General features: G+C 56.3%; 21 protein-coding genes. 3 read left to right on the top strand and 18 right to left on the bottom strand.

The window, feature by feature from the left end:
* Positions 1-31: 31 nt before the first annotated feature.
* Both WH7805_RS02200 and glpX read right to left on the bottom strand, forming a co-directional pair.
* On the bottom strand, positions 32-1,345 hold the full coding sequence (locus WH7805_RS02200; protein WP_006041309.1) for a glutamyl-tRNA reductase: 1,314 nt from the start codon (positions 1,343-1,345) through the stop codon (positions 32-34).
* Positions 1,346-1,375: 30 nt separating this feature from the next.
* Entirely contained in the window at positions 1,376-2,380 is a 1,005-nt protein-coding gene (glpX, locus tag WH7805_RS02195; RefSeq protein ID WP_006041308.1) for a class II fructose-bisphosphatase, read from the bottom strand.
* 143 nt (positions 2,381-2,523) lie between these two features.
* Here glpX and rpe point away from each other — a divergent pair, with 143 nt between their 5' ends.
* Positions 2,524-3,207: a ribulose-phosphate 3-epimerase gene (gene rpe / locus WH7805_RS02190; RefSeq protein WP_006041307.1), complete on the top strand. Its 684-nt coding sequence runs from the start codon at positions 2,524-2,526 to the stop codon at positions 3,205-3,207.
* A 1,301-nt stretch (positions 3,208-4,508) separates the two neighbouring features.
* Here rpe and ccsB read toward each other — a convergent pair.
* From ccsB to WH7805_RS02145, 8 genes are all read right to left on the bottom strand, one after another.
* Positions 4,509-5,468: a c-type cytochrome biogenesis protein CcsB gene (gene ccsB / locus WH7805_RS02180; protein ID WP_038004291.1), complete on the bottom strand. Its 960-nt coding sequence runs from the start codon at positions 5,466-5,468 to the stop codon at positions 4,509-4,511.
* A 48-nt stretch (positions 5,469-5,516) separates the two neighbouring features.
* A complete protein-coding gene (locus WH7805_RS02175; RefSeq protein WP_038004910.1) occupies positions 5,517-6,671 on the bottom strand; it encodes an LptF/LptG family permease in 1,155 nt (384 codons plus the stop codon).
* Positions 6,672-6,679: 8 nt separating this feature from the next.
* Positions 6,680-7,408 (bottom strand): LPS export ABC transporter ATP-binding protein, encoded by a 729-nt coding sequence (gene lptB, locus WH7805_RS02170; protein WP_006041302.1) that lies wholly within the window; start codon positions 7,406-7,408, stop codon positions 6,680-6,682.
* On the bottom strand, positions 7,405-7,842 hold the full coding sequence (locus tag WH7805_RS02165) for an LptA/OstA family protein (protein ID WP_006041301.1): 438 nt from the start codon (positions 7,840-7,842) through the stop codon (positions 7,405-7,407). The genes lptB and WH7805_RS02165 overlap by 4 nt, the downstream gene beginning before the upstream one ends.
* A 58-nt stretch (positions 7,843-7,900) precedes the next feature.
* Positions 7,901-8,245 carry a DUF309 domain-containing protein gene (locus WH7805_RS02160; RefSeq protein ID WP_006041300.1) on the bottom strand — a complete coding sequence of 115 codons (345 nt, stop codon included), beginning with the start codon at positions 8,243-8,245 and terminating at the stop codon, positions 7,901-7,903.
* Between the two features lie 26 nt (positions 8,246-8,271).
* Positions 8,272-10,074, bottom strand: coding sequence for a translational GTPase TypA (typA, locus tag WH7805_RS02155; protein ID WP_006041299.1), 1,803 nt, complete (start codon positions 10,072-10,074; stop codon positions 8,272-8,274).
* A 64-nt stretch (positions 10,075-10,138) separates the two neighbouring features.
* A complete protein-coding gene (locus WH7805_RS02150) occupies positions 10,139-12,697 on the bottom strand; it encodes a U32 family peptidase (protein WP_038004285.1) in 2,559 nt (852 codons plus the stop codon).
* Positions 12,698-12,699: 2 nt separating this feature from the next.
* The gene (locus tag WH7805_RS02145) at positions 12,700-13,464 is read right to left on the bottom strand and encodes a M15 family metallopeptidase (RefSeq protein ID WP_038004283.1); all 765 of its coding nucleotides are present in this window, start codon (positions 13,462-13,464) and stop codon (positions 12,700-12,702) included.
* A 109-nt stretch (positions 13,465-13,573) separates the two neighbouring features.
* On the opposite strand from WH7805_RS02145, the gene chlP reads away from it, so the two are divergent.
* Positions 13,574-14,947 carry a geranylgeranyl reductase gene (gene chlP, locus WH7805_RS02140; RefSeq protein ID WP_006041296.1) on the top strand — a complete coding sequence of 458 codons (1,374 nt, stop codon included), beginning with the start codon at positions 13,574-13,576 and terminating at the stop codon, positions 14,945-14,947.
* Between the two features lie 52 nt (positions 14,948-14,999).
* Here the strand turns inward: chlP and glyS are convergent, their stop codons facing one another.
* A complete protein-coding gene (gene glyS / locus WH7805_RS02135) occupies positions 15,000-17,159 on the bottom strand; it encodes a glycine--tRNA ligase subunit beta (RefSeq protein ID WP_006041295.1) in 2,160 nt (719 codons plus the stop codon).
* Positions 17,160-17,236: 77 nt separating this feature from the next.
* On the opposite strand from glyS, the gene WH7805_RS02130 reads away from it, so the two are divergent.
* Positions 17,237-18,997: an NADPH-dependent assimilatory sulfite reductase hemoprotein subunit gene (locus tag WH7805_RS02130; protein WP_006041294.1), complete on the top strand. Its 1,761-nt coding sequence runs from the start codon at positions 17,237-17,239 to the stop codon at positions 18,995-18,997.
* On the opposite strand, the gene WH7805_RS02125 is transcribed toward WH7805_RS02130, so the two are convergent.
* From WH7805_RS02125 to WH7805_RS14265, 7 genes are all read right to left on the bottom strand, one after another.
* Positions 18,994-19,719 (bottom strand): M15 family metallopeptidase, encoded by a 726-nt coding sequence (locus WH7805_RS02125; protein WP_006041293.1) that lies wholly within the window; start codon positions 19,717-19,719, stop codon positions 18,994-18,996. The two genes, WH7805_RS02130 and WH7805_RS02125, sit on opposite strands and share 4 nt — an antisense overlap.
* Before the next feature lie 86 nt (positions 19,720-19,805).
* Entirely contained in the window at positions 19,806-22,337 is a 2,532-nt protein-coding gene (gene recG, locus WH7805_RS02120) for an ATP-dependent DNA helicase RecG (RefSeq protein WP_038004280.1), read from the bottom strand.
* Positions 22,298-23,425, bottom strand: a complete 1,128-nt coding sequence (locus WH7805_RS02115) for a hypothetical protein (protein ID WP_006041291.1) — start codon at positions 23,423-23,425, stop codon at positions 22,298-22,300. The genes recG and WH7805_RS02115 overlap by 40 nt, the downstream gene beginning before the upstream one ends.
* A gap of 2 nt (positions 23,426-23,427) precedes the next feature.
* Positions 23,428-24,087, bottom strand: coding sequence for a translation elongation factor Ts (tsf, locus tag WH7805_RS02110; RefSeq protein WP_006041290.1), 660 nt, complete (start codon positions 24,085-24,087; stop codon positions 23,428-23,430).
* A gap of 86 nt (positions 24,088-24,173) precedes the next feature.
* Positions 24,174-24,893 (bottom strand): 30S ribosomal protein S2, encoded by a 720-nt coding sequence (gene rpsB, locus WH7805_RS02105; protein ID WP_006041289.1) that lies wholly within the window; start codon positions 24,891-24,893, stop codon positions 24,174-24,176.
* Positions 24,894-25,023: 130 nt separating this feature from the next.
* Positions 25,024-25,956 carry a glycosyltransferase family 2 protein gene (locus tag WH7805_RS02100; protein ID WP_006041288.1) on the bottom strand — a complete coding sequence of 311 codons (933 nt, stop codon included), beginning with the start codon at positions 25,954-25,956 and terminating at the stop codon, positions 25,024-25,026.
* An 87-nt stretch (positions 25,957-26,043) separates the two neighbouring features.
* Positions 26,044-26,199, bottom strand: coding sequence for a hypothetical protein (locus WH7805_RS14265; RefSeq protein ID WP_006041287.1), 156 nt, complete (start codon positions 26,197-26,199; stop codon positions 26,044-26,046).

The following is a 26,199-nucleotide window of genomic DNA, read 5'->3' as shown; positions in this document are numbered from 1 at the left end:
TGGACAGCGCCAAAAGCAAGGATTGACGACCTCAACGGTCGCTGTCCTCCTCCGGCTGTAGAGCGAACAGACGCTCAACAACAGAGAGTGCATTTTGTCGGTCCGAGCGTGGCTGTGGGCTTCTCAGAGCCGTGACAGGGGCATGCAGAATTTTGTTGATGATCCCTTTGCTAAGGGCTTCGACCACTTTGCGTTCCCGCGCTGAGAAATCCGGACCCATACGGCTGAGAGCCTTCATCAATTCCTCAGAACGGATGGACTCCAGCGATGAGCGCAGACGGTTAATCGTTGGGACGGCTTCCAACGAGTCCCACCATTCAAGGAACATCCGACTTTCCTCGTCCAGAAGCCCCTGGGCTTCACGAGCCACCTGCTGTCGGGCCTCTTGGTTGCGTTCCACCACCTCTTTGAGGTCGTCGACGTCATGGGCTTCAACGCCCCCGAGTCCCACCACATCCGCTGCGATATTGCGTGGCACTCCGATGTCGATTAAACGAAGTAAGCTCCTCCGGTTCAAGGTGGATAGACGCTGGGCATCGATGATCGGATCGTCAGCGGCTGTACTTGTGAAGACCAGAGAACAAGTGCTCAAGCAAAGATCAAGATCCTTCAGCGGTCTGCACTGGACGGGAAGGCTCGGAAAATCTGCAGCAAGGGCCTCGGCTCTCGCGACCGTTCGATTCAGCAGGACAACACCGGTAGCGCCTTTGGCCTGGAGATGTTGCAGTAGCAGGCGGCTCATCCGGCCTGCACCGACGACGGCGACCTGCTCATCCTCAAGCGTGACAAGCTCGTCGAGACCGCGGGTCTGACCAAGCTTGAGCTGGGCCAATTCAACAGCAGCGGAACTGATCGACACGGCTCCTGTGCCGAGATTTGTTTCCGAGCGGACGCGTTTACCGGTACTGACGGCCTGGGTAAGAAGCCGATTCAAAATTGGGCCAAGGGACTTGTGCTCCTGGCCCAGACGCATCATTTTTTTGACCTGGGAGAGGATCTGGCCTTCGCCGAGCACCAGACTGTCGAGTCCAGCAGCCACACGCAGCAGATGCGCGACAGCATCCTCGTGGTGGTAAGCGAAGAGATGGGGTTTTAGATCCCTGGTCTCCAGACCGGAGTGTCCACTGAGAAACTCCCTAACGGCACTAATTCCCAACTCGGGATTGCGCACCAGTGTGTAGATCTCGAGACGGTTGCAGGTGCTGAGAATCGAAGCTTCCAGCACCTGGTCATGACCGCGCAGGTTCTGAAGGGATTCCTCCATGGTCTGCTCAGGAATGCTGAGCTTTTCGCGCACTTCAACCGGTGCCGTTCGATGACTGAGGCCGACAACGGCGATGTGCATGGAGAAATCCCTTGTTGCGTGAAAAAGAGGTCAGCTCAGCGCGATGCTCTGGGCGCCGTCCTTGATGTGCACCGTGTTGGTGAAGCGGCAGGTGTTGTCCAGGTTGCTGATCACCAAGCTGCTCGTTCGGGTGCAGTCCGACTCGAACTTAACGCCATGGAATAGGAGGCCATCAGTGATGCCACTGCCGGCAAACACCACATGCTCACCAGAGGCCAATTCCTCAGCCTCATAAATTTTATCGGGATCGGCGATGCCCATTTCAGCCAAGCGGGCGAGGTTGCCTTCCTTGGTGAGATCCGCCCACTCCTTGGTCTGAGCAACCGCGGGGTCGTAAACGAGCTGACCCTGGAAGTGGCCGCCAAGGGCGCGCATGGCCGCCGCAGAAATCACGCCCTCAGGAGCAGCACCGATGCCCATCAGGCAATGGGTTCCTGTGCCAGCAAATCCACAGGCGATCGCAGCCTGAACATCACCGTCTGAAATGGGCTGAACACGGGCGCCGGTGGCGCGGATCTCAGCAATCAGATCTTTGTGGCGAGCACGATCCATCACCACGATGGTGAGCTCACTGGCCGCCATCCCCAGGCATTCGCTGAGGATTTTGATGTTTTCAGTGGCCGATTTGCGGATATCCACCTTGCCTTTCGCAGCCGGAGGTGCAGCGAGCTTCTTCATATAGAAGTCTGGAGCGTTGAAAAGGCCACCACGATCAGAAGCAGCCAGGACGGCCATCGAGCCCCTCTGATTGTTGGCGCACAGATTCGTACCTTCACAGGGGTCAACAGCGAAGTCGACACCAGGACCAGTGCCGCTGCCGACCTCTTCGCCGATGTAGAGCATGGGAGCCTCATCACGCTCGCCCTCACCGATCACGATGCGGCCCTGCATTTGGATTGTTCCCATGCGCTGTCGCATGGCCTCAACGGCAGCAGCATCGGCTTCATCCTTTTTGCCGAGACCAGTGAGGCGGGCGGAGGCGATAGCCGCCTGCTCAACGACCTCGAGAATTTCCTGGATGAGAGTGCGATCCACGGGAGTGCGGCGGGGGAACTGGATGCGAAGAGTGTCAGCTCACTGGGCTTGGTGCCACTGGGCTCATCACTCAAAAGCGCGGCTAACTGTATCAGCGACTTCCGCACTCCTTACAATCACTGGGTCTCAGCAGTCTTCTCGTCATGAGCACCAAGTCCCTGGTGGTCTCCCCATCCATTCTTTCAGCGGATTTCTCACGACTCGGCGAGGAGGTCAAAGCTGTTGACCAAGCCGGTGCGGACTGGATTCACGTTGACGTAATGGACGGCCGCTTTGTGCCGAACATCACGATCGGTCCCCTGATCGTTGACGCACTTCGACCGGTCACGGCCAAGCCTTTAGACGTGCACTTGATGATCGTCGAGCCTGAGAAGTACGTAGCAGATTTCGCCAAAGCCGGCGCCGATATCATTTCTGTTCAGGTTGAGGCCTGCCCTCACCTGCATCGAAATCTTGCTCAGATCAAGGATCTCGGCAAGATGGCTGGTGCTGTTCTCAACCCCAGCACACCGCTCAGCACCCTTGAATACTGCCTCGAACTGTGCGATCTCGTGCTGATCATGAGCGTCAACCCTGGTTTCGGTGGCCAGAGCTTCATCGACAATCAGGTTCAGAAGATTCGTGACCTGCGACGGATGTGTGAGGAAAAAGGTGTAGATCCCTGGATCGAAGTGGATGGTGGCGTGAAAGGCGGAAATGCCTGGAAAGTGATAGAAGCTGGTGCCAACGCCATCGTGAGCGGTTCTGGAGTGTTCAATCAGCCTGATTACGCCGCTGCCATCCAGGGCATTCGTGACAGCAAGCGACCGGAAGCTGTTCTGGTCTGACGCCGTCGTGAGCTGGTCCCACTGATGGTTCACCTTGCTCGGTGAGTCATCAGTGGGAACCCCTGAATCAAAGGAAATCGCAATGATCGTCGTCGCTGTCTGCTTCCCTGGCTTGGATGGCTAGTGCAGACAGAGGCAAAAGAATTGCAAGACCAACAAAAATTTCCATGAAGAGGTTTCTTGGAAAACCAAGCATGGGGTGATTTCTCGACAGGAACTGCAGTAGTCAATACCTTTCAAGGAACATATTGATTTTCCTGGGAGACGTCCATTTTATTCATCATTAAAGTTCACACGCATCCGTCACATCAAGCACAATTGCGAACGACTGGAAACCATTAGCTTGAATTCAGCTAGTCAAGGATCAATGACTTCAAAGCAGTCACCAATTTCCTCATCGGCAAAAAGTTCATTTACCAACCGGACCTACGCAGTCGATTACTATGTTTGTGACAACGATCACAACTGTAGAATTGTCCCTCATTCTTGGCTGGCCGAGCAAACATCTAGATTGACGATGCGATATTCTCAATCAGTCCTTGAGACCAAAACTTGCTTCACTTTTCCTGAATAGCATCAATTGCAAGCATCTTCACAAGAGGGCACAAATACAGACACTCTCAAGAAAGACAGCGTTAGCTCAAAACTGAGAAAACAAGATCCTATCGGCCGACGGCAGAACCAGAGCCCTGGCAGCAGTGCAGCGATTAACGCTAGGACAGTCATAATTTTTGTCGACGAGTGATTTAAAAGCAAAATGCAACCACCCATGAATTTCATGCAACTTGCCAACAACCAGCAAGTCGGAAATTTACTCAGATTGTACTAAAAGTTCTAGGCAAAACCATATCCTCAATATCCAAGACAAATATAGACCCCTCTAAGAGCAATCACAGAATACTCTCATACAAAGCAGAGCACTTAAAATATAGTTAAGACAGGAGGGAATTTTCACGCTCCAATGTCCAATCAATGTGCCAATAAAGCCATGCAAGTCAACAAAACTGACAACACAATCACAGTGACAGGCTGTGGGATGAACAGCCAGACCATCATCTTCGACAAAGGCTATGACACGCTATGGAGGATGCGCCAGTTCACATCAGAAGGAGTACGCATTCCCGGATGGTCTTACGAGGATGTTCAGACCTATCTGAACACACTGTGGTAATAGAGAAAGTCCTCAAAATCAAAGAGACCAACGTTAAGCTCTGCAGGAGAGGCGTGTCACAGACAAGGGTTATAACGAATCTAATCGTTTACAACTTTCGTGCCATCAACCAAAACCTCAGAGATTGTTGTTACCCAAAAAACCATCCATAACTATGCAATCCGATGCCGAGTAGATTCACTCCGATATAGCAAACAACAATGACAAACAAACCAGCGACTGCGACCAGAGCTGGACGTCGTCCCTGCCAGCCGCGGCTGAGACGGGTATGGAGATAAGCCGCATAGACAAGCCAACAGATCAACGCCCAGGTTTCTTTAGGATCCCAGCTCCACCAGCTTCCCCATGCTTCGTTAGCCCAAACGGCGCCACTGATGATTCCTACGGTTAGGAGAAGGAATCCCACTGTGATCGTTCGATAACTGAGATTATCGAGCTGCTCACTGCGACTGAAATCCAAGGAAGACAACTGCAGATCCGGTGAAGCTTGCAAAACCACAGAGCCATCACCGACTGGCGCTGGTATCGCCCGGCGAAAGGCACCCGTTCCGATAGAACTGCTTCTCAGCTCAAGCTGCTGCTCCCGGTCCGTGAAAAGAACCGCTACCGAAAGCAGCGATCCCACCAGAAGAGCGGCATAACTCACCATGATCACGCTCACGTGCATGACCAGCCAGCTGCTGCGAAGAGCGGGAACCAGAGGAGAGGCCTGCTGAAGCTGATCAGGGAGAGCAAAACTGGCAAAGGCAATGCACCCCAGGCCCATGGGTGTAGCCGATGCCGCCACGAGCGGTGAGGGCCACTGACGCTCCACCAGCAGCTGGGTGAGTGTGCAAGCCCAAGCGAGGAAACAAAGAGATTCGTAGAGATTGCTGATCGGGAAATGACCGGACTGCCACCAACGCAGCACCAACTGCGCTGTTAACAAAAGATTGGCCATTCCAAGAAGAGAGCGGACAGCGCTGGAGCTGCGACCATTCGACAGAGCCCAGAAACTCCACGGCAGCGCTGTGAGCAGAAGAGCGAAGGCAATCAAACCAAGAAGCAGAACAGGTTCTGAGACGATTGATTCAAGATCGAGACTCCCCAAGACAGACACCGGACGAACTATGGATAAATGAAATTCTGCCGGAAAGGATCAGCGGCTGGCCTGCCGAAGCAAGAAACCGCCACCTGCCAGAGAGATCAACACCGGCGACCAGGCCGCGAGCAGCGGAGGCAGGGTGCCCTTCACTCCTAACGAGCTGAAGCTGAAACTGAGTACGTAATACACGAGAATCAACACAACGCTGATACCGAAACCCTGACTACGGCTCGTGCGGTTGTTCGGTTTGGCTCCGAGACTCGCACCGATCAGACCGAAGACCAAACAGGCCATTGGCAAGGTGAATTTTTCCTGAATCCTTACCTCCAGCCTGCGTGCTTCCTTGATATCTCCTGCTTGTTGCAGCAGGTCCTTGGCTTGAAGTGCTTCAACCACCGTCATGTTGTTCGCATCCTTTGGCAACTTGGCAATACGGATCGGTGCTGCGCTCAGTGGATAGAGGTATTGGTCGAAATCAGCGGAAGTGGTACTTCCTGAAGGAGTCAGGGTGAGGATCTGCCCATCGAAAAACTGCCACTTTGCCTGACTCTCATTCCAGACTGCTCGATCAGCAACAAGCATCTGAGTGAAACCAGCGCGGGTGAAATCAAGAACGGTCACTTCGTTCATCACACCATCTCGAAACTTTCGGGCATAAAACAACTGCGCCAGGCCTTTATTAGAAGTGCCATCAGTTTCTTGAAGGCGACCGAAACGGGAATAGACAATATTGGTTCCCTTTTCTGTTGCAATTGCCTTCCCTAAAGCTCGAGCGAGAGTCGTTTCAGCCGAGCGATTGGCTCTCGGTACGAGTGCGTCGTTAAATATAAAAGTTAATCCGGACATCACCAATGCCAAGATCAGAGCAGGCACGATCATTCGCGTAGCAGTCACTCCCACGCTGCGAAGAGCGGTGAGCTCACTGTTGGCGGACAATCGGCTGTAAGCCAACAACGAAGCCATCAGTGTGGCCATCGGAAATGAAATCACCAGAAAACTGGGCAGGCGCTGTAGAAGCACCTGCACTGCAATCCCCACTGGCAGACCAGATTCAACAATCTGACGCACCAGTTCGAACATCACCCCAACGGAAAGGGACACAACGGTGAAAGCGGCGACAGCGAAGAGCAGAGGACCCAGCAGCTCACCAAGCAACCAACGGTCCAACAAGGGAATCCGATGGATGAGACGTTGAATGGAGGACTTCATGGATTCGATCACAGTTGAAATCCCTCGCCGAGATAGTGGCGCCGCACCAACGGGTCATGAGCGACCTGCTCAGAGAGACCGGAAGCCAGGATGCTGCCATCAGTGAGGATGTAGGCACGATCTGTGATCGCCAGGGTTTCACGGACGTTGTGATCGGTGATCAATATCCCCATGCCGCGTTGCCGCAACGAATGGATGAGTTGCTGAAGGTCGGCAACGGCCAAAGGGTCCACTCCAGCGAAGGGTTCATCGAGGAGCAGGTAACGGGGGCCTTCCAGACCTACGGCCAAAGCACGAGCAACCTCGCATCGGCGCCGCTCACCTCCTGACAGTTGATAGCCGCGACGATTAAGAAACGGCTCAAGATGAAAGTCACGGATCAACTGCTGAAGACGCTCCCTGGACTGGGATCGGGCGAGTCCGCTTTGATCAAGCACCAATTGCAAATTTTCCCGCACCGTGAGCTGGCGAAAGACGCTGGGTTCCTGGGGGAGATAACCGATGCCAAGCCGAGCACGCTTGGGCATGGAGAGGCTGGCGACGGGATGACCATCCAGTAGGACCTCCCCACTGTCCGGCCGGAGGAGACCGATCACAAGATTGAAACTGGTCGTTTTTCCGGCACCATTGGGGCCAAGTAGACCAATCACTTCACCTGGTTCCAGGCTGAGGGTGAGATTTCTCACCAGTGGACGACCTCCCAGGCTGAGGGAAACGCCATTGAGGCTCAAACTCATGGCGTTAGTGGTGTCTGTGCAGGCTGCTTGGCGCGGATCATCATCGTGGATCTCACCTGATTGCCCTCGGCGGGTAGGGCCACAGCCCGCTCATCGTCAAGGCTGTACGTCACCCGTTCCGCCCGCAGTGTGCTGCCATCCTCCTGAATCAGATCAACGTCGCCACTCAAAACCAACCTCCCTTCTCGGCTGAAGTATTGCGCCTGCCGGGATGTTGCAACCATGCCCCTTGCTGGATAAACAATTCTCACGTTGCCTGAGGCCGTGACGACACCGGTGAGGTTGTCGGCGCTCTGGCTGTCGGACTCGATACTGATCAGACCAGCTTCAACTGATTCGACGTCATCAACGGGTGCGGGCAAAGACTGAGAACGCACCAGTTCGACCGATGCCATTGCCAGGAGAATGGCCAATGGTCCAGAGAGCCATGACATCGGAGCCTTCGTACGCGACTTGAAAAGCAAGGGAGCGTCTCAAGAGACAATCAAGATGTCATGGTCCCACGGGATCATGACAGGAGGAGAGGGATGGGGGCGGAAGCTGCTCTGGGTCCCCATCGTTTTGAAGAACAAGTAATCGAGCGCTCGCCAAAGCGTGCAGGAGTGTGAGATCGAGCCCCAGCGCTGTTGGAAGTGATGCCTTCAGACGGCCGATTCCCTCACCGAGAAGGATGGTGGCTCCGCGTGCATTGCCTCTCTCAAGGTGGACATGCGCCACAGCAATCTGAATGATTCCCTGAAGCAGGCGCCGCTCAGGATTGACCTGCTCATGCCAAAGCTCCTCGAAGGCATCGTGAGCTTCATACCAGGCTCCTGAGTTAAAGAGCTCAAGAGCCATAGCGAAACGAGGATCGTCGACAAGCTTCAACGCTTGGCCATCCTCTTGGCAGGCAACTTGCGGAGACGGATGGACTCCGGAGTGACCTCAAGCATTTCATCGGGGCCGATATATTCCAAAGCTCTCTCGAGAGTCATCTGAACGGGAGACTGAAGCGTATCGAGTTCTTCCGCTCCAGCAGATCGCATGTTGGTGAGTTGCTTGGCCTTGCAGACATTGATTTCCAAATCCTGCGGGCGATTGTTCTCACCGATAATCATTCCCTTGTAGACCTTAGTGCCAGGCGAGATGAAGAACTGACCGCGATCTTCGGCATTCTTCAGGGCGTAAAACGTGGCTGTACCTTCCTCAAAGGCAATCAGAACACCATTTCTGCGGGTATCGAAGTCACCCATCATTGGCCGGTATTCAAAGAAAGAATGGCTCATGATCCCTTCGCCCCGTGTGGCACGAATGAATTCACCTCTGAAACCAATTAGACCGCGGGACGGCACAACAAACTCCAACTGCGTGCGTCCATCCTGACCGGTCTCCATGTTTTGCATCTCGCCCTTTCGGGTGCCGAGTTTCTCGATACAGGAGCCCACCGCCTCTTCAGGCACATCCATAACGAGAGTCTCCACAGGCTCACAAGGAGTGCCATCAATTGTTCTGAAGATCACCTGAGGCTGGGATACCTGAAACTCATAACCCTCGCGGCGCATGGTTTCGATCAAGATTCCCAGGTGAAGTTCACCCCGGCCACTGACAGCAAAGCGATCTGGAGAGTCGGTGTCCTCCACCCGCAGGGCCACGTTGGTGAGAAGTTCACGTTGCAGACGGTCCCGCACCTGACGACTCGTGACGAACTTGCCTTCCTTCCCCGCGAAGGGAGAGTCGTTGACAACGAAAGTCATCTGAAGGGTGGGCTCATCCACCTTGATCAGTGGGAGTGCCGTCGGCTCATCGGGGCAGGCAATGGTTTCCCCGATGTTCACATCATCGAAACCGGCAACGGCAACGAGATCGCCGGCAGCGGCGTTCTCAATTTCAACCCGTTGCAGACCTTCAAAACCGAGAAGCTTGCTGATGCGTCCCTTCTTGACACTGCCATCGTCTTTGATGAGTGAAGCGCTTTGCCCCTGCTTGATCACGCCGTTGTGAACGCGACCGATAATGATTCTCCCCAGGAAATCGGAATAATCAAGGGTCGTGATCTGGAGCTGAAGAGGCTTCTCTGGATCACCGACCGGGGGCGGGACATGACGCAGGATCGCATCGAACAGCGGACGCATGTTCTCGCTGTCGGTTTTCATATCGGGTTTGGCAAATCCTCCCAAACCACTTCCGAACAAATAAGGAAAGTCGCACTGATCATCGTCAGCACCCAGCTCGATAAACAGATCCAGCACCTTGTCAACAGCCGTCTCGGGATCCACGCGGGCCCGGTCGATCTTGTTGACGAAAACAATCGGCCGCAGTCCCTGTTCGAGCGCCTTCTTGAGCACGAAACGGGTCTGGGGCATGGGTCCCTCGTTGGCATCAACGATCAGCAGACAGCCGTCCACCATGCCGAGGACACGCTCGACCTCACCACCGAAGTCGGCGTGGCCAGGGGTATCAACAATGTTGATGCGCGTTTCGTTGTAAGTGACCGCAGTGTTCTTGGAGAGAATGGTGATGCCGCGCTCACGCTCCAGATCATTGGAGTCCATCACGCAGGTGGGCACGGCTTCGTTGTCGCGGAAGATGCCCGATTGGGCCAGCAGAGAGTCGACCAAGGTCGTCTTGCCATGGTCAACGTGGGCGATGATCGCGATATTGCGAATCGCCTTTTGCTGGGCACTCATGGGGGTCCGTGGAGGGGGCGAAGGGTCGCTGTGACGCCCGTAGGCGCAGCCGGTGAAGACTATCTCAACGTGAGATCAATGTGGTTCCCTGCGCACGATCTGCGCGAAGACTGCCCCTGGTGACGCCGAGACGATGCACGATCTGTTCGTGACGCCAAACCTCAGCAGAAGGCATGCGCCCTTGGATTGCGTCGCCGTAAAGCTGCACACGCCGTTTGGTGGCCTCAGCATCTTCATCGAGGAGATCAAGCCGGAAATGCCTCAGGCCCCGAGCGCGCATAGCTGGAAATGCCTCAACACCGGTTTGTGCGGTTCCGTTGAATAACGTGTTCCGACATCCGAGGTCAGCCCGCAGAGGGTGTTCGATGCCGCTGCGATCCCTCAGCAGAACGGTGTGGGTCTCACAGGGTCTACCGCAGTCCGTGTGGTCATGCCCATCAGACAGCAGAGAGCAGAAGAGACAATGCTCCATGTGAAACAGAGGCATGTGCTGGTGCAGCACAACCTCCAGACGATCGGAAGGCACGTTCTCGGAGAGCTCCAGCAGCTGGTGAAGGTTGAGGTCACAACTCGCTGTGACGCGTTGAAGTCCCCAGTGTTCAAGAAACCAGAGCAGCGTTAGGGGATTCGCCACATTCAGGCTGAAATCACCCCGACAGGGACCCGTGTCGCTGAGACGTTCGAGCTGATCAGCATTGCGCACCAGGAAGCCATCGGGTTTGGCGCGCAGGAGCGGCTCCAGAGTCCATCCCTCATCGGGACGCGTCACCCTGGGACCAGTCAACCAGATGCCATCACTCCAGCAACCCCGGGCTATGGCAACGGCCTCCTTGAGGTCTCGGGGCTGCTCCAGGTCAGCAACGACCCCTTGAATCGGGGTCTCGTCGCCGAGTTCCATCAAGCCCTTGAGCTGATCGAGACTTCTCACCAGCACAGTGAGTCGAGGGGTCTGATCGGCAGTGTCAGCCGGTAGACGGTTGATGCAGCTGCGAATCAGCTGACGTCGCTCATCGCGGTTGGATGCTTCAAAACATTGGCGTTGTGTTGTCCCAGGGTTCCCAGGAACAATGCCCGCGTCCGCCATCACCTGAAGCAAAGCCCGACGCAGACGGTTGAGCTCGCCGATCGGCAGAAAAAGGGACTCGGGGAGATCAAGACGCAAGTGATCAAGTCGCCAGCCTGTTCCTCCAAGACGCCCCAGCTGAGCCATCAGACGCTCCCGATTCAGTCCGTGGTCTTTCGCAGGCTCTAGAGGTCGATCACTGACGACGGTCAATGATTGGCCATCCAGCGATTGTGGTGACTCCAATGCGAGCACGAGTGGTTCACCATCGCGACCGCTGACCGCCAGAGACAGCGGAAGATCAAGGGGAGGAGTCTCTCGACTGGCTCGCCGGCTCCAGGTTGATTGCCACTGGGGATCACTGGTGAGCCAGACAGGAGCTCCAGCGCACAGACCCGCCGTATCAATGCGGCCTGGTCCAAGCATCAGTCGCCAGCACTGATCGCCTAACGGCTCCACCCTCATGATTCGACCGCCAACTTCTCGGGGAATCTGAAACGGTCCACCCTTGGATGAAGCGACCTCAAGAACCACTCCCTGACCGCACTGAGGCTCAGTCTCAGCCTGAATCTTGAGCCAACCACGGGATAGAACCGACAGGAGCCGACCGAGGCACGGTCCACGTTTCTTGCTCCAACGACCGTGAACAAGGGCCGGATGGTCAATGCCCTCAAGCCAACCAGTGGTCAGGCCCCTTGAAAAACCAAGTTCAAGCTGATTGCTGATGGCGGCAGGTTCACTGACCACACCGTCAAGAGCGCGGCGGTAAACATCAGTCACCGCGGCCACGTAGGCGGCACTTTTCAGCCTCCCCTCAATCTTGAGGCTGCAGATGCCGATCCTGGCAAGTTCCGGGATCAGTGACCATGCAGCAAGATCCTGGGGTGACAACAAATAACGCTGCTCGCCTAGGTCACGCTCCTCACCATCAACGATGAGCTGGTAGGGAAGTCGACAGGCCTGGGCGCATTCCCCACGGTTGGCGCTGCGTTGACCGAGCGATTCACTGGTCAGGCACTGCCCCGAATAGGCCACACAAAGAGCACCGTGTACAAACACCTCGAGCGGCACATCAAGGTGGCGCTGCTTGAGCTGTTGTTGCACCCGTTCCAGGTCTCTCAGGGTGAGTTCGCGGGCCATCACAACCCGCTCACATCCAGCTGCGGCGGCCTGAGCCACACCAGCGGCACTGGTCACCGACATCTGGGTGGATGCATGAAGAGCGAGATCAGGCACAAGCTCTCTGGCGAGCAGGCACAGACCAAGGTCCTGAACAATCAGGGCATCGACCTCAGCCGTCCAACAGTCCACAAGGAGCTCAGAAACCGTCTCGAGCTCTTCGGTGAAGATCAGCACATTGAGGGTGAGGAAGCCCTTGACCCCTCGGGCGTGCAACCAACCCATGATCTCCGGGAGATCACGCCGATTGAAATTCTCAGCTCGCAGACGGGCATTGAAGATCTCAACTCCGAAGTACACCGCATCGGCTCCTCCAGCAACGGCGGCCCGGAGTGCCTCCCAGTCTCCAGCTGGTGCCAGGAGCTCTGGAGAGATGTTCACTGTCAAAGACCGTCGGCCAACCGTCGCGCCGGTTCGAATGCGCGCAGTGCCTGTGAAGACCCTTCAAATCGCCAGTGCCAGGGCTCGTAGCTCACGCCCTGGGGATTGACGACTGGGAATGACAGCGTGAAGTGATAGACGGCGGCGTTGTCCTGAAGCCAGCGAAATGCGCGTGTGTTTTCGAAGGATTGCGAGAGATTCGTGGCTGGATCAGCACCGTCCCCGAAGTCAACGGCATAGCCAGTGCTGTGTTCTGAATATCCCGGTGGTGCAGAAACCTTGGCCCGTTCGGCAGCGGTTTGGTTCCGCTCCGATTTGACATCAAAAAAGATGTTTTTCTGTAGATCGTGAGATCGATAGCCGCTGAGAAGGCGCAGGTCCACGCCATCAGCGGCGGCCGCTCGACGCATGGCATTCAGAGCCAGAGCAGCATCACGATGAAGCTCAATCCCAGCCTCCACCGGCACGAGAGCGTCGAGGCTCACCTCTGGATAAGGAAAATGTCCGAGGAGACGACCATCACGCGAAGGTTGGGCATCGATGCCTTCAACAAGCTCTGGGGAAGGCTCTCCAGGCCCGTTGAGCAACTCTGGAACCATCGGAATCAGCAGAACCGCGGCAATGGACGATGCGAACACCACCCCACTGGCAAGCAGTAAGCCAAGACGACGACGTTTCGGAGCGGCGGCGGGACTACGACGAGCTACAGGAATATCGTCGCGTCTTTGATCGCGAGATCTGCTGCGTCTGGCGACAGCCGGAGACACGACTTCATTGCAGTGATGTATCGATCGTAAGGGGAGGCGCCAGGGTGGCCCCCGGATCGGTACTCATCGGTGATAGCTTTTCAATAACAATCCAGCGGAGTGAGCTGAGATGCTGAGAGTTGCCGTCGTCGGAGGTGGTCCGAGCGGATCCTGCGCAGCTGAAATTCTTGCCAAGGCTGGCATCAGCACCTGGTTGTTTGAGCGAAAGCTCGACAATGCCAAACCCTGTGGGGGAGCCATTCCGCTTTGCATGGTCGAGGAATTCGATCTTCCGGAGTCGATTATCGACCGCAAGGTTCGAAACATGAAGATGATATCCCCCTCCAACAAGGAGGTTGATATTCAGCTTGATCCACTCGGGTACGACGATAATGCCTATATCGGCATGTGCCGCCGAGAGGTCTTCGATGCTTTCATGCGCAACCGGGCTGCTGAGCTCGGCACAACCCTGATCAACGGTCTTGTCCAGAAGATCGACACGGGCAGCGCTCGTCAAGGTCCGTACACCCTTCATTACGCCGACTACAGCTCTGGTGGACCAACCGGTGAGTTAAAAACCCTCGAGGTGGATTTGATCATTGGCGCCGACGGGGCTAATTCCCGTGTCGCCAAAGCCATGGATGCTGGCGATTACAACGTGGCCATCGCCTTCCAGGAACGCATCAAGCTTCCTCCTGAAGAGATGACCTATTACGAGGATCTCGCCGAGATGTACGTCGGAACCGACGTTTCTCCCGATTTCTACGCATGGGTTTTTCCGAAATACGACCACGTGGCCGTTGGAACCGGGACCATGCAACAGAATCAGTCCCTAATCAAGGGATTGCAAAAAGGAATTCGTGAGCGGGCCCGCAAACGCCTGTTCAAGGGCGAAGTGATCAAAGTTGAAGCTCATCCGATTCCGGAACATCCCAGACCCCGTCGCGTTGTTGGTCGGATGGCCCTGGTTGGTGACGCCGCCGGTTATGTGACCAAGAGCTCCGGTGAAGGCATCTACTTCGCAGCGAAAAGTGGCCGGATGTGTGCCGAAGCCATCGTTGAGATTTCAGCGAACGGCAGCCGCGTACCCACGGAAAAAGAGATCAAATCCACGTACCTCAAGCGTTGGGACAGAAAGTACGGAGCCACTTACGCCGTTCTCGACATTCTCCAGCGAATTTTCTACCGGAATGACGCGGCGCGAGAGGCATTCGTGGAAATGTGCGATGACCGAGATGTACAGAAACTCACCTTTGACAGCTATCTGTATAAGAGGGTGGTGATGATGAATCCGTGGCAACAGGTGAAACTCACCCTGCGCACCCTTGGAAGTTTGCTTCGGGGTGAGGCCCTCGCCCCAGCTGGTTACGACGCCGTTCCTTCCGCTGTGGGACGTTCGGAGGGAGATTTTCTAGCGGATGAAGCGGCTCAGGCCATCAAGGCTCAGGTTCACACTGAATCGTCAACAGAGACGAAGGAACGACCGACCGTCACAACTGGGTGAAGACTCCATAGCTGAATCTGCGTTTTGCAGATTCAGCTGCAATCGTCCCGTTTCAAGACTGAATGTTGTCGAAACGGGCCAACACAAACGCTTGGTTGCGCAGCACGCCCAGCAAATTGAGGCGATTGCGCCGAATCGATGGATCATCGGCCATCACCATCACACTTTCAGCACCATCAAAGAAGGCTTCAAGTGCGCGTGCCGCACCCTGGAGTTTCTGAGCCAAGCCTTCGTAGTCTCTTGCGACGGCGAGCGGACTCATCGCTTCGAGTTCCACTAACAGCGAAGCCTCGCTGGGTGAATCGAAGAGTTCGGCGTCCACCACACCTTCGACACACAGGCTGGACAAAGGCAGATCACCTTTATCGGCCAAGCGGGATGCACGTTGGACGACAGCCTGCAATCCCTGCAAACGACCAGAAGTCCGGAGGTTGTTCAACAGAAGCAGGCGATCCCTTGCATCCACTGGATCCTCCAGCAAGCGGTCAGTGCTGACCCCATCGCCGCTGACTGCCTGCACCAAATCAATTTCAAATCCATCCTCTTCGAACTGAGACACCATCCGCTGACGGAGAAGTTGTCCCAGATCATTGGCCAAGGCTGAAGCTTCAACCTTGAAAGCCGGGAAACGTTCAGCCCAATGCGTTGCTGCCGTTTTGAAGAGTGACTGCAGGGGGAGTCTCCAGCCACGATTCCACAGGATCTGAACAATTCCATTGCCTGCTCGCCGCAGGGCATAAGGATCAGAAGATCCAGTAGGGCGCTGACCCTTCGCAAAGATGCTCAACAGCAACTCGATCCGTTCCGCGAGAGCCAGCAGAGCTCCTGCATCACTGGTGGGAGGAGCATCACCGGCACCAGCAGGCTGGTAGTGCTCTGCCACAGCCAGAGCCACGTCACGGACTTCTCCTTCCTCAAGAAGGTACTTACCGCCCATCAACCCCTGCAGCTCAGGGAATTCCCCCACCATCTGACAGACGAGATCGTGTTTACAGAAATGGGCAGCGCGTCTGGCATGGCTGGCGATGGGCCCCTCAAGTTGAAGCGCGAGCAGCAGTTGGTCCATGACCCAACTCATTCGCTCACTACGGTCCAGAAGCGTGCCCAGACCCTCGGCAAAGGTGACCTGTGCCAAATTTGCCCGCCGTTGCTCACTGGACTGACGACGATCCACAGTGAGAAAGAACTCGGCATCGGCCAGCCGGGCTCCAAGAACGCGTTGATTGCCGCTCACAATGGTGTCCGAAGCTGGTTCCAACCCATTGCTCACCAGAAGGAATTCCGGCCTCAGAACATTGCGGGACTGAAGTTGCAGGGGGTCTGAACCTGCCTGCGGATGCAGGAGTGGGACATAACGCTGATGGGCCTGCATCACCGTGACAATCACCTCCGGCGGTAGATCAAGAAAGCGATCCGCGATCTTGCCCTTCAACACTGAGGGGGTTTCAACAAGATCCACAAGCTCCTGAAACAGTGACTCAGGACAATTCGCTTGTCCACCGCAGCGCTCGGCCTCCTGCGCGATTGCCGTGCGGATGGTTTCAGCGCGTTGTTCACGATTCACCATCACCCCGGCTCGGGCCAGTTGAGCCAGAAGTTCCTCGGCGGACTTCACGTCCTTCAGTGGTTGATGAAGACGATGACCACGGCTTGTGCGACCGCTGGTCACCACAGGATCAGCCGCATCCAGAGTCACAGGGATCAACGCATCCCCGAGGAGGACCACTAACCAGCGAACCGGTCGACTGAAGCGCTGCTCTCCACATCCCCAGCGCATAAATCGACGCCCCTGAAGAGCATCGATCCAGCGAGGAACGTACTGGCCGAGTAGAGCGGAACTGGCCTGCCCTGGAGTCTTGACCTGCGCGAACAGACAAGGGCCTTTCGGCGTTTCCCTGGGCTGAAGATCCGATGGATCTACACCGCAGCGTTTGGCAAAACCGATGGCAGCCGGACCAGGCCGACCATCCACGAAAGCCGAGGAGACAGGTGGTCCTTTGCGGTCTTCTTCCAGATCCGGCTGAGAGTCAATCAGGTCTTTCACAACCACAAGCAGCCGACGCGGCGTTCCTGTCACCGACAGCTCACCGTGGGCGAGCCGCAAATCGTTGAGATCACTGCGAACCCTCTGCTCCAATTGCCGAAGGGCCGAGGGAACGAAATCGGCGGGGAGTTCTTCAGTGCCGATCTCAAGCAGAAACGTGTTCGCCACAGCACGTACGTGTCCAAGACGCGACTGTATTGGAAGCCGCTTCGCTAGCTTCAGAGAGTTGATGCAGCTCTTTGCCGGTGAGTCAGTCCAGTGTGGAATCCGCCACGGAATCAACCACTGCCAGGCTGCCGAAGGCTGAGCAACGCAAGCTGGACAGTCATCATCTGCGGGACCCCCTGCTAGATGAACTCTCGAATGAGCTCCCCTACTTCAGTGAAGACGCGCTTCAGCTGCTGAAGTTTCACGGGAGCTATCAGCAAGATGACCGGGATAAGCGAGAGAAAGGGAAAGAGAAGACCTGGCAGATGATGCTGAGGCTGCGTAGCCCAGCAGGACGCATTCCGGCAAGGCTGTTCCTCGCCATGGATGATCTTTCCAATCGCCTTGGCGATGGCACCCTGCGAGCAACGACCCGACAGGCCTTTCAGATGCATGGCATTCCAAAAGGTGATCTGAAGGAAGTAATCGGAACCATCGTTGAAAACATGGGGTCCACCCTGGCGGCCTGTGGAGACATCAACCGCAACGTCATGGCACCGGCTGCGCCTTACGCCAAAGGTGCTTATCCGGCAGCGCGTCAGCTGGCTGATGAAATCGCGGATGTTCTCAGTCCCGAGGCTGGTGAAGCGTCTTATCTCGAGCTGTGGATCGATGGTGACCTCAGTTATCGAATCAATCCTTCGCGGATGGTGAAGGCAGCCCGTTCACGTCAGCGTGATGTTGGAGTGTTTTCAGGTAGCGACGATGAACCGCTCTACGGAGACACCTACCTACCCAGAAAATTCAAAGTAGCGGTCACGGTTCCTGGAGATAATTCCGTCGACCTTCTGACCCAGGACATTGGTCTTGTGGCCTTCACCGATGCCACAGGTGCCCTGATCGGCTGCAATGTTTACGTGGGTGGCGGCATGGGCCGCACCCACAACAAGGAAGAAACGTTCGCAAGGATCGCTGACCCTCTTGGATACGTCGCAGCGAACGATGTGCTTGATCTAGTGCAATCGATCTTGGCCTTGCAGCGTGATCACGGTGATCGTCAGATCCGAAGGCACGCCAGGATGAAATATCTCGTTCACGACAGAGGTGTGTCCTGGTTCAAGAGCGAACTGACGCAGAACTACTTCCGTGGTGAGTTGAAGAGTCTTCGCAATGAGCCGAAAGCAAAACTCACCGATTACCTCGGCTGGCATCGACAGCAGCCTGGAATTTGGTTCGTTGGGATCCCTCTGCTCTGCGGGAGGCTCGAGGGTGCGTTTAAGGCTGGGCTTCGAGAGATCGTTGATCGTTACCAGCTCGAACTGCGTTTGACGCCTAACCAGGACGTGCTTCTGTGCAACATCGGCAGCTCCCAGCGCAATTCTGTTCGTGATGCATTGTCGAATCTGGGAATCAAAACGCCGGAGGCACCGCCACCGCTGGCACGTCATGCCATTGCCTGCCCTGCCCTGCCCACCTGTGGGCTTGCCATCACTGAATCTGAACGCATTCTTCCTCGGGTTCTTGAACGTCTGGATGCGCAACTCAGCAGGCTCGAAATCGAGAAGTCCTTGCTGTTTCGCATGACCGGATGTCCGAATGGGTGTGCCCGGCCCTACATGGCAGAGCTTGCGCTTGTCGGCAGCGGTGTGAATCAATACCAGCTGTGGCTTGGTGGTAGTGCCAATCTCCAGCGTTTGGCGAAGCCTTTCCTGCAACGCATGCCGTTGGATGAACTCGAGAGCACCCTGGAACCATTGTTCGTGAGCTGGAAGCAGGCTGGTGGGCGAAGAGGTTTTGGTGACCATGTGAGCCAGCTCGGTGACGAACGGGTTGCCGAACTGCTTACTTCCGCCCGTTAGTGGCCATCCACTCGGCCGTAGACGGCCATTGATGCCTTAACCGTCCAAGCCCACAGCTGATCTCCATAGCTGTAATGCCACCATTCATTGGGATGTCGGACCAATCCGGCATGTTGCATGGCCGCATGCAGGTTGGAACGGCGTCGGTGCCAAAGGGCTTCAGGGCTGTTGGGATTAGCCCTTGCAGCAGATGCGTGGTGGTCTGGGAGCGATTCAGGACCGATGGCATCAATCGCTCCCCCCATGTTCAGAGGCGCTCCACGCTGATCGGCCAGCGTTAAATCAATGGCTCCCCCCGTGCTGTGAGGAGGCGGCGTCGACCGATCGTCACTTGGCGGTGCCCAGAAGCGTCCAACATCGCGCTGCACGTCCTCCAGCGCCGTCGCCCAATGAGGCAGTGTCGGTTGAAGGCCTCGACGCACACATTCTTCCTTGACCGCGTGCTCCACCATGAAGGCCTGAACACTGACGGGGCGCCAGGCATCAAACACAAGCAACTGGATCGGGCCGATCTCAGGATCCGGATGCTGGGTGAGGTGGTTCTGGGCTTGAACGAGACGGGTCAAAAGGCTCGATCGCACCCTGAAGGGATCACCCTGATCTCCGTAGGGGGCACCAAGTTCTGCGTAGGGATGGGGCTCAAGGCAGAGAAACGTCCCTCTGAGCGACTCCAGCGGTTCACCGCAATCCTTGATGGCCACATCACTCCAGGGCCGGCGCATCGTTGGAATTCAAAACAGAAGAACTGTATTCACTCGGTCTCCGACTGAGAGCCCTTCCATCCTTTAGATCCAGACTGAACGGGGCATCAGTTCAACTGCGCTGCTGAGGTCACACGGTTGCGTTGATCATCGAGCAAGCAGCGAAGCACCGGGTGATTGTTCAGATCAGGATCGTTGCGGAGGATATCGGCCGCTTCGTCCCGGGCCTCCTCCAAAACGGAGCCATCATCCGCCAGGCTGGCCAATGCCAGGTCTGGCAAACCAGATTGGCGGGTTCCCAGCACTTGCCCGGGGCCACGAAGCCTGAGGTCCATTTCGGCGATCTCGAAACCGTCCGTGGAACGCACCAACACCTCAAGTCTCTGTCGAGCTAGCGGATTACGGCTGTCGTTAATCAACAGGCAGCGGGATGCCGCAGCACCGCGGCCGACTCGACCTCGCAGTTGGTGAAGCTGTGCCAGTCCGAAACGATCAGCATGATCAATCATCATCACGCTCGCTTCAGGAACATCCACACCAACCTCCACAACAGTGGTGGACACCAAAACCTGCGTTTCCCCGCGCGCGAAAGCCTGGATCACCGCCTGCTTCTCCGCACTCGGCAGGCGTCCGTGCAGGAGCCCGACCTTGAGATCCGGAAACTCCTCCTCCTCAAGCTGACGATGCACGTCAACGGCAGACCTAAGGTCCATTTTTTCTGACTCCTCCACAAGCGGAAGCACCACATAAGCCCTCTGGCCCTTCTCCACCTCCTCACGGATCACGCTGTAGGCCTGATCACGCTCCGAGCCTGCCAACATCGTGGTCAAGATCGGCGTTCGTCCCGGCGGAAGTTCATCGATCTGACTGACATCCAGATCTCCATGGAGTGACAGAGCCAGCGTTCGCGGGATCGGTGTCGCTGTCATCGTGAGGAGATGGGGCTGGAGACCTTTTCCAAGCAGTCGATTGCGTTGGCGAACACCGAACCGGTGCTGCTCATCCACCACCACCAATCCAAGACGCTCGAACGCAACAGGGTCCTCCAGCAGGGCGTGAGTTCCCACAAGAACCTTGCAGCCCCCTGAAGCCACATCAGCGAGAAGCTGCCTCCGTTTCTTGAGAGGTGTGGAACCGGTCAGGAGCTCAACCGTGACATGCAAAGGAGGAAGCCACTGGCAGAGACTGCGGTAGTGCTGTTCCGCAAGCACCTCCGTCGGGGCCATCATTGCCCCTTGCCATCCGGCCTGGATGGCCTTGAGCAAGGCAGCAACAGCAACAACCGTTTTCCCACTGCCCACATCACCCTGCACCAGCCTGGCCATAGGCTCCGAGCGCTCGAGATCCTCATCGATCTCCGCCAACACTCTGGTCTGTGCCCCTGTGAATTGGAATGGAAGATTGTCAAGGAAGCGAGCCAAGAGACCGTCGCGATCCGAGGCGATCCTCAGTGATGGTGCCGCTCGCTGACGCAGTGCCGCCCTGCGTTGCATCAATCCGAGCTGAAGCAGCAGAAATTCATCAAAGACAAGACGGTGACGGGCCTGCTGAAGCTGCTCGGACGTCTCCGGTCGATGAATGGCCGTCAGCGCCTGATGCCTGTCCAGCAGCTGCCTAGCTTGGCGTCTTTGAGGTGGCAGTGGTTCAGGCCAGAGACGGACGGATGGCAGCGCCGCTTCCACCAAGGTTCTGAAACGATCGGCCGTCAGACCTTCCGTCAGGGAGTACACCGGCAACAGCCTGCCAATGCGTTTGGATTGCAAGGGGGCCTGAGCACTCTCCATCACTTCAATTAGCGGATCCTGAAAGCTCAGGCCGTAGGGACCATCCTTGACCAGACCGCTCACTGCAACGGTGGCTCCATTTGGATAGAGCCGGGTCTGTCCATGGAGATAGGAGGGATTGCTGAAACGCCGACCTGCCAGAAAACGACTGACCTTGATGCGTCCGGTGGGGTCCTGAAGCTGCAGCTCGAGAATGGAGAGATTGGGATTTCTCGGACTCGTGAAGCCGTGACAGCGACGGACGGTGGCAACGATGGTGGCTGTTTCCCCGGGAACCAAGGCCTCAATCCGGCGCAAGGCGGAGTAATCCACATAGTCCCTGGGGTAATGAAGCAATAGATCTCTGACCACCAGGAGACCGAGGCTGGCCAGGCGTTCCGCCTGCTTGGGGCCGATGCCACGGACCCGTGACAGTGGTGCGTCCAACGGCATGATTCCGTGGTGAGTCGCTGGAGCTGCCGGGCTGCTCGTGGCAACCTTCAATTTGGGAGGTGCCATCGGTCGGGTGGGTTCCAGGCGCTGACGAAGGGCATGGAGCCACTGCCTCACCGTGGTGACTAGGCGCCGACGCGCTGCATCACTGAGAGAGGGATAGGACTGAAAATCATTGGAGAACGCCTGCAGGCGTTCCTTGCAATCGGGCGGAAAAGGAATTCCTGGTGGTGCACCCAATTCACGGCTTAGGAAACTGTGGAATGTCTCCTGCCGGCCTTGAACATTGACGAATCCTCGCTCCGCCTCAAGCGACAGCGCCTGCTGGAGCGGGCGAATCCAGATCTGAAAACGCTCCAGAGCCTGATGATCCAGGCCAGGACTCAATGGCGCGGAGGGATCTCCGTTCGGTTGGGCCACCAATGGGTTTGAACCTCCCTGGTGCTTGAGCGACGTTGCCAGTGTCGCTCCTTAACCACAAGAGTGGAGAGATAACGCCGTTGCTGCTGAATGCGTTCGCGGCAACGGCGCAGAGAGGGATGATCGAATTCCAGCTCAGAGCTGCGCAGAAGTAGGCAGTGGCTTTCAAAGGACTGCTCATCAGCAGCAACGGGCAGCGGGAGATGGAGTCTCAGAAGATTGGACTGGGAAGCCTGAGACGGCAGCTGACCGTTCATGGCGGCCTCCAACAACTGGATGGGTAGAAGACTTCTGATGATTCCCGCGCGCATCAGCTCCACATTGAGCGCATGGGAAAGATTGCGGAGGCGTCTGCAAAGGGCTGCATCAAGTCCCTCAATCCAGGCCAGCAGATCGCTCGGTGACGCTGGCATCAACTGATTCGATGATGAAACCGACCGCAGCAACGAGCTCTCCGAAGGTGTCATGGCTTCACCGGAAGACACCTGGGCCTCTCTTGTTTCCATTGACTCACTGGCCAAGACAAACAGGGAACGGAGCAGATCCAGTTCCGTAGCCTCTTGAATCGGTGGTTGTTCTTCCTTAGAGAACTGATCCGCTTCAGCTCCACCACGGTCTGAAGATTGCGGGTCAGGGACCAAACCATCGATCAAGTCAGGACGATCGAGGGGAAGCGACAGTCCGAGATGAATTTCATGACAGGGCTCTGAGGCAACCAGCGTTTCAGAGGAACTGGCCATTGCCTGAACCTGGAGGAGGCGGCTGCGCTGGGCATCCGCCCTTAAACGTTCGGCCGTGACGAGCAGCTGCTCGACAGTGATCAAGGTGGTGGTTTTCTGAACAAGTGCATCAACCCGGAGATGGATGCTTTTCAGGCCATCCCCTCTGCGGATCCGTGCGTCCACATCGGGGTCACAGAGAAGATGCTTGATCGCGGTTCGGACGGCCTTGGGGAGCTGATCGCGAACAATCTGAAGGTAGAGCGCTTGCTCCCGGTAAATCGAGGGGGATAGAGAGCGACATCGCTTGGCCAAACGCTCCAGCTGGAGGTCTGGATCATGACGATGGCGACTCTCCGAGTGAACCTCCAAAATCAGCCCTTGGTCATGGATGCCACTTCAGCGGCAAAATCGTTGTCTTCCACTTCGATGCCCTCACCGAGGGTGTAACGAGTGAAGCGACGCACCTTCACATTTTCACCGATCTTTCCTGCCGTCTGCTTGACGAGTTCGGCAACGGTGAGAGAACTGTCTTTGATGAAGGGTTGCTCCATCAGGGCCAGTTCTTTGAGTCGCTTGTTGATCCGACCTTCGACAATCTTTTCCTTCATTTGCTCAGGTTTGCCATCGAGATCATCACGTCCCATCTCAATGGCCTTCTCTCGCTCACGGATCTCGGAAGGAATCTCATCGGTGTTGACATACTCCACACCTGGGCAGGCAGCCACTTGCATGGCCACGTCCCTGAGCAACTCCTGGAACATCTCGCCTCGGGCGACGAAGTCGGTTTCACAGTTGACTTCGATCAGCACGCCAACACGGGCTCCGGTGTGGATGTAGCTGCCAACAGCACCTTCCGCAGCGGTGCGTCCTGACTTTTTCTCAGCGCTGGCGATACCTTTCTGACGAAGCCATTCGATGGCTTTGTCAGCATCGCCGTCAGTGGCTGCAAGTGCTTTCTTGCAATCCATCATTCCAGCGCCGGTCTTGTCGCGCAGGTCCTTAACGAGCTTGGCGGATACGGCAGCGGCCATCAGAAGAGAAGGAGGGGAGTGTTTGGGCAAAAAGCCGCCTTTCCAAACATTCGGAAGGGCGGCGTGAACTTAGCGGCTCGAGGGACTCAGCCTTCGCTGTCGTCACCACCACGCTGTTCATTGGAGCCATGACGGCCTTCATTGATGGCATCGGCGAGACGGCTCAGCACCAGCTGAACGGAACGCACGGCATCGTCGTTGCAGGGGATGGGAACCTCGCAAAGATCAGGATCACAGTTGGTGTCCAGCATGGAGACCAGAGGAATATCCAATTTGCGGGCCTCGAGCACCGCATTGGTTTCACGACGCTGATCAACCAGCACCACTACATCGGGAAGACGACGCATGTTCTTGAGGCCGCCCAGATATTTCTGGAGACGGTCAAGTTCACGACGTAGAACGGCGCCCTCCTTCTTGGGACGCATGGCGATCGCTCCGCTTGCCTCCATGCGCTCAAGATCCTTGAGGCGATCGATTCTGGCTTTCATCGTGGTCCAGTTGGTCAGCATGCCGCCCAACCAGCGTTGATTGACGTACGACCCACCACAGCGTGTGGCCTCTAGAGCCACCACTTCAGAAGCTTGTTTCTTCGTGCCGACAAAGAGAAAACGTTTGCCGCTCCTCGCAGCAGAACGCACCCATTTGTAGGCGTTATTCATGCAGACAGCGGTCTGCACAAGATCAATGATGTGAACCCCATTCCGCGCGCAGTAGATGTAGCGCGACATTTTGGGATTCCAACGACGAGTCTGGTGACCAAAGTGGGCACCAGCCTCCATCATCTCAGAGAGAGTGACAACAGCCATAATTGTTTGAGGTTTCGGGTTGGCCTCCACCTGTCAGGGATCACGTGCGGGCTTATGCCCAGACGATCAGCACCCGAAACAGACAGGTGTGCGGTTTGAGAGAACGTCTTGAATTTATCAAACGGTCGGTTTAATGCAGACCGTTGGCCCTGGCCTCGCTGTAGAGAGCCTCAACGCCCAGTCGGTTCAAGGGGAGGCGCAGAAGTTCGAGGGCCAGAGAGGGCTGTCCTCGATGGATGAGCCAGGAGAGAAGCGGCTTGAGTGATCGCTCATTGACCAAACCTCCCAGGGTCAAAACGGACCAGAGAACCCTGTGCATCCAAGTGAACTGAATAATCATGCGTACTCGGCGACTGGGATGCTTTCTGTAGAAGACAAGGCCCATCCGCGCGCGCTCTTTCTCCACACGAATCAGATCGGGAATTTGCTCAAGCCGGAACGCGGGATGCCAGTGATAGCCGACAGCTTCAGGACAGCGAACGAGCTCCACACCCATCTGCCTCAGACGTTCACCAAGTTCAAGATCTTCCCAGCCATAGAGACGGAATCCCGTATCAAAAAGACCGGACTGCTCGAGAACGGAGCGGTCGATGGCGACGTTGCCGGTTGCGAAATAAGCCCAGGAGAGATCTCGAAGCTTGTGCCGCTCCTGCGTTGGATTCTCAAAATTCGCAGTATTGATCACAGCGCCGTAGGTGAAGCACAAACGATGTCCGCTTCGACGCCACTGAGCAGAGAGCGCTTTGGCATGACTGGCCAGAAACGTTGGTGTAACCACCAGATCACTGTCGATGAAGACAATGACGTCACCCCGAGCGTGACTGACGCCGCGGTTCCGACCTTCAGCGGGTCCACCGTGGCTCTGTTCGATCAGACGCATGCTGGGGAAACGACTGCTTGAGGCTCTCAACCAGTCCGGCGTTCCATCGGTGGAGCCGTCGTCGACAACGACCACCTCATAATTTTCAATCTCCCCACTTGGAGTCTGCCCTTCCAGTGCAAGCAGGCACTTTTCCAGGATCGAGCGTCGGTTGTAGGTGGGAATGACAACGCTGATGAACATCCGCGCTTCACGGTGATCCGATTGACGTCAGCCTAAGGGCACAAAAAAAGAGGGGGGTAGCCCCCCCTCTAACAGCAAAGCCGGAACTCAATCGGCGGCACCACCATTGTTGGCAGTCCCTGTGACACCGTTGCCAGCACCTTCGCCACGACCGTCATTGCGCATCTTGCGCTTCTTGAACTTGCGTGCGTAGGCGCGGTTGCGCTCCTGCTTTTCTTTCTTGAGGTTTCTGCGCTTGGACAT

The sequence above is a fragment of the Synechococcus sp. WH 7805 genome, assembly GCF_000153285.1.
Classification (GTDB): Bacteria; Cyanobacteriota; Cyanobacteriia; order PCC-6307; family Cyanobiaceae; genus Synechococcus_C.
This window is presented reverse-complemented; position numbering and strand designations above follow the sequence as displayed.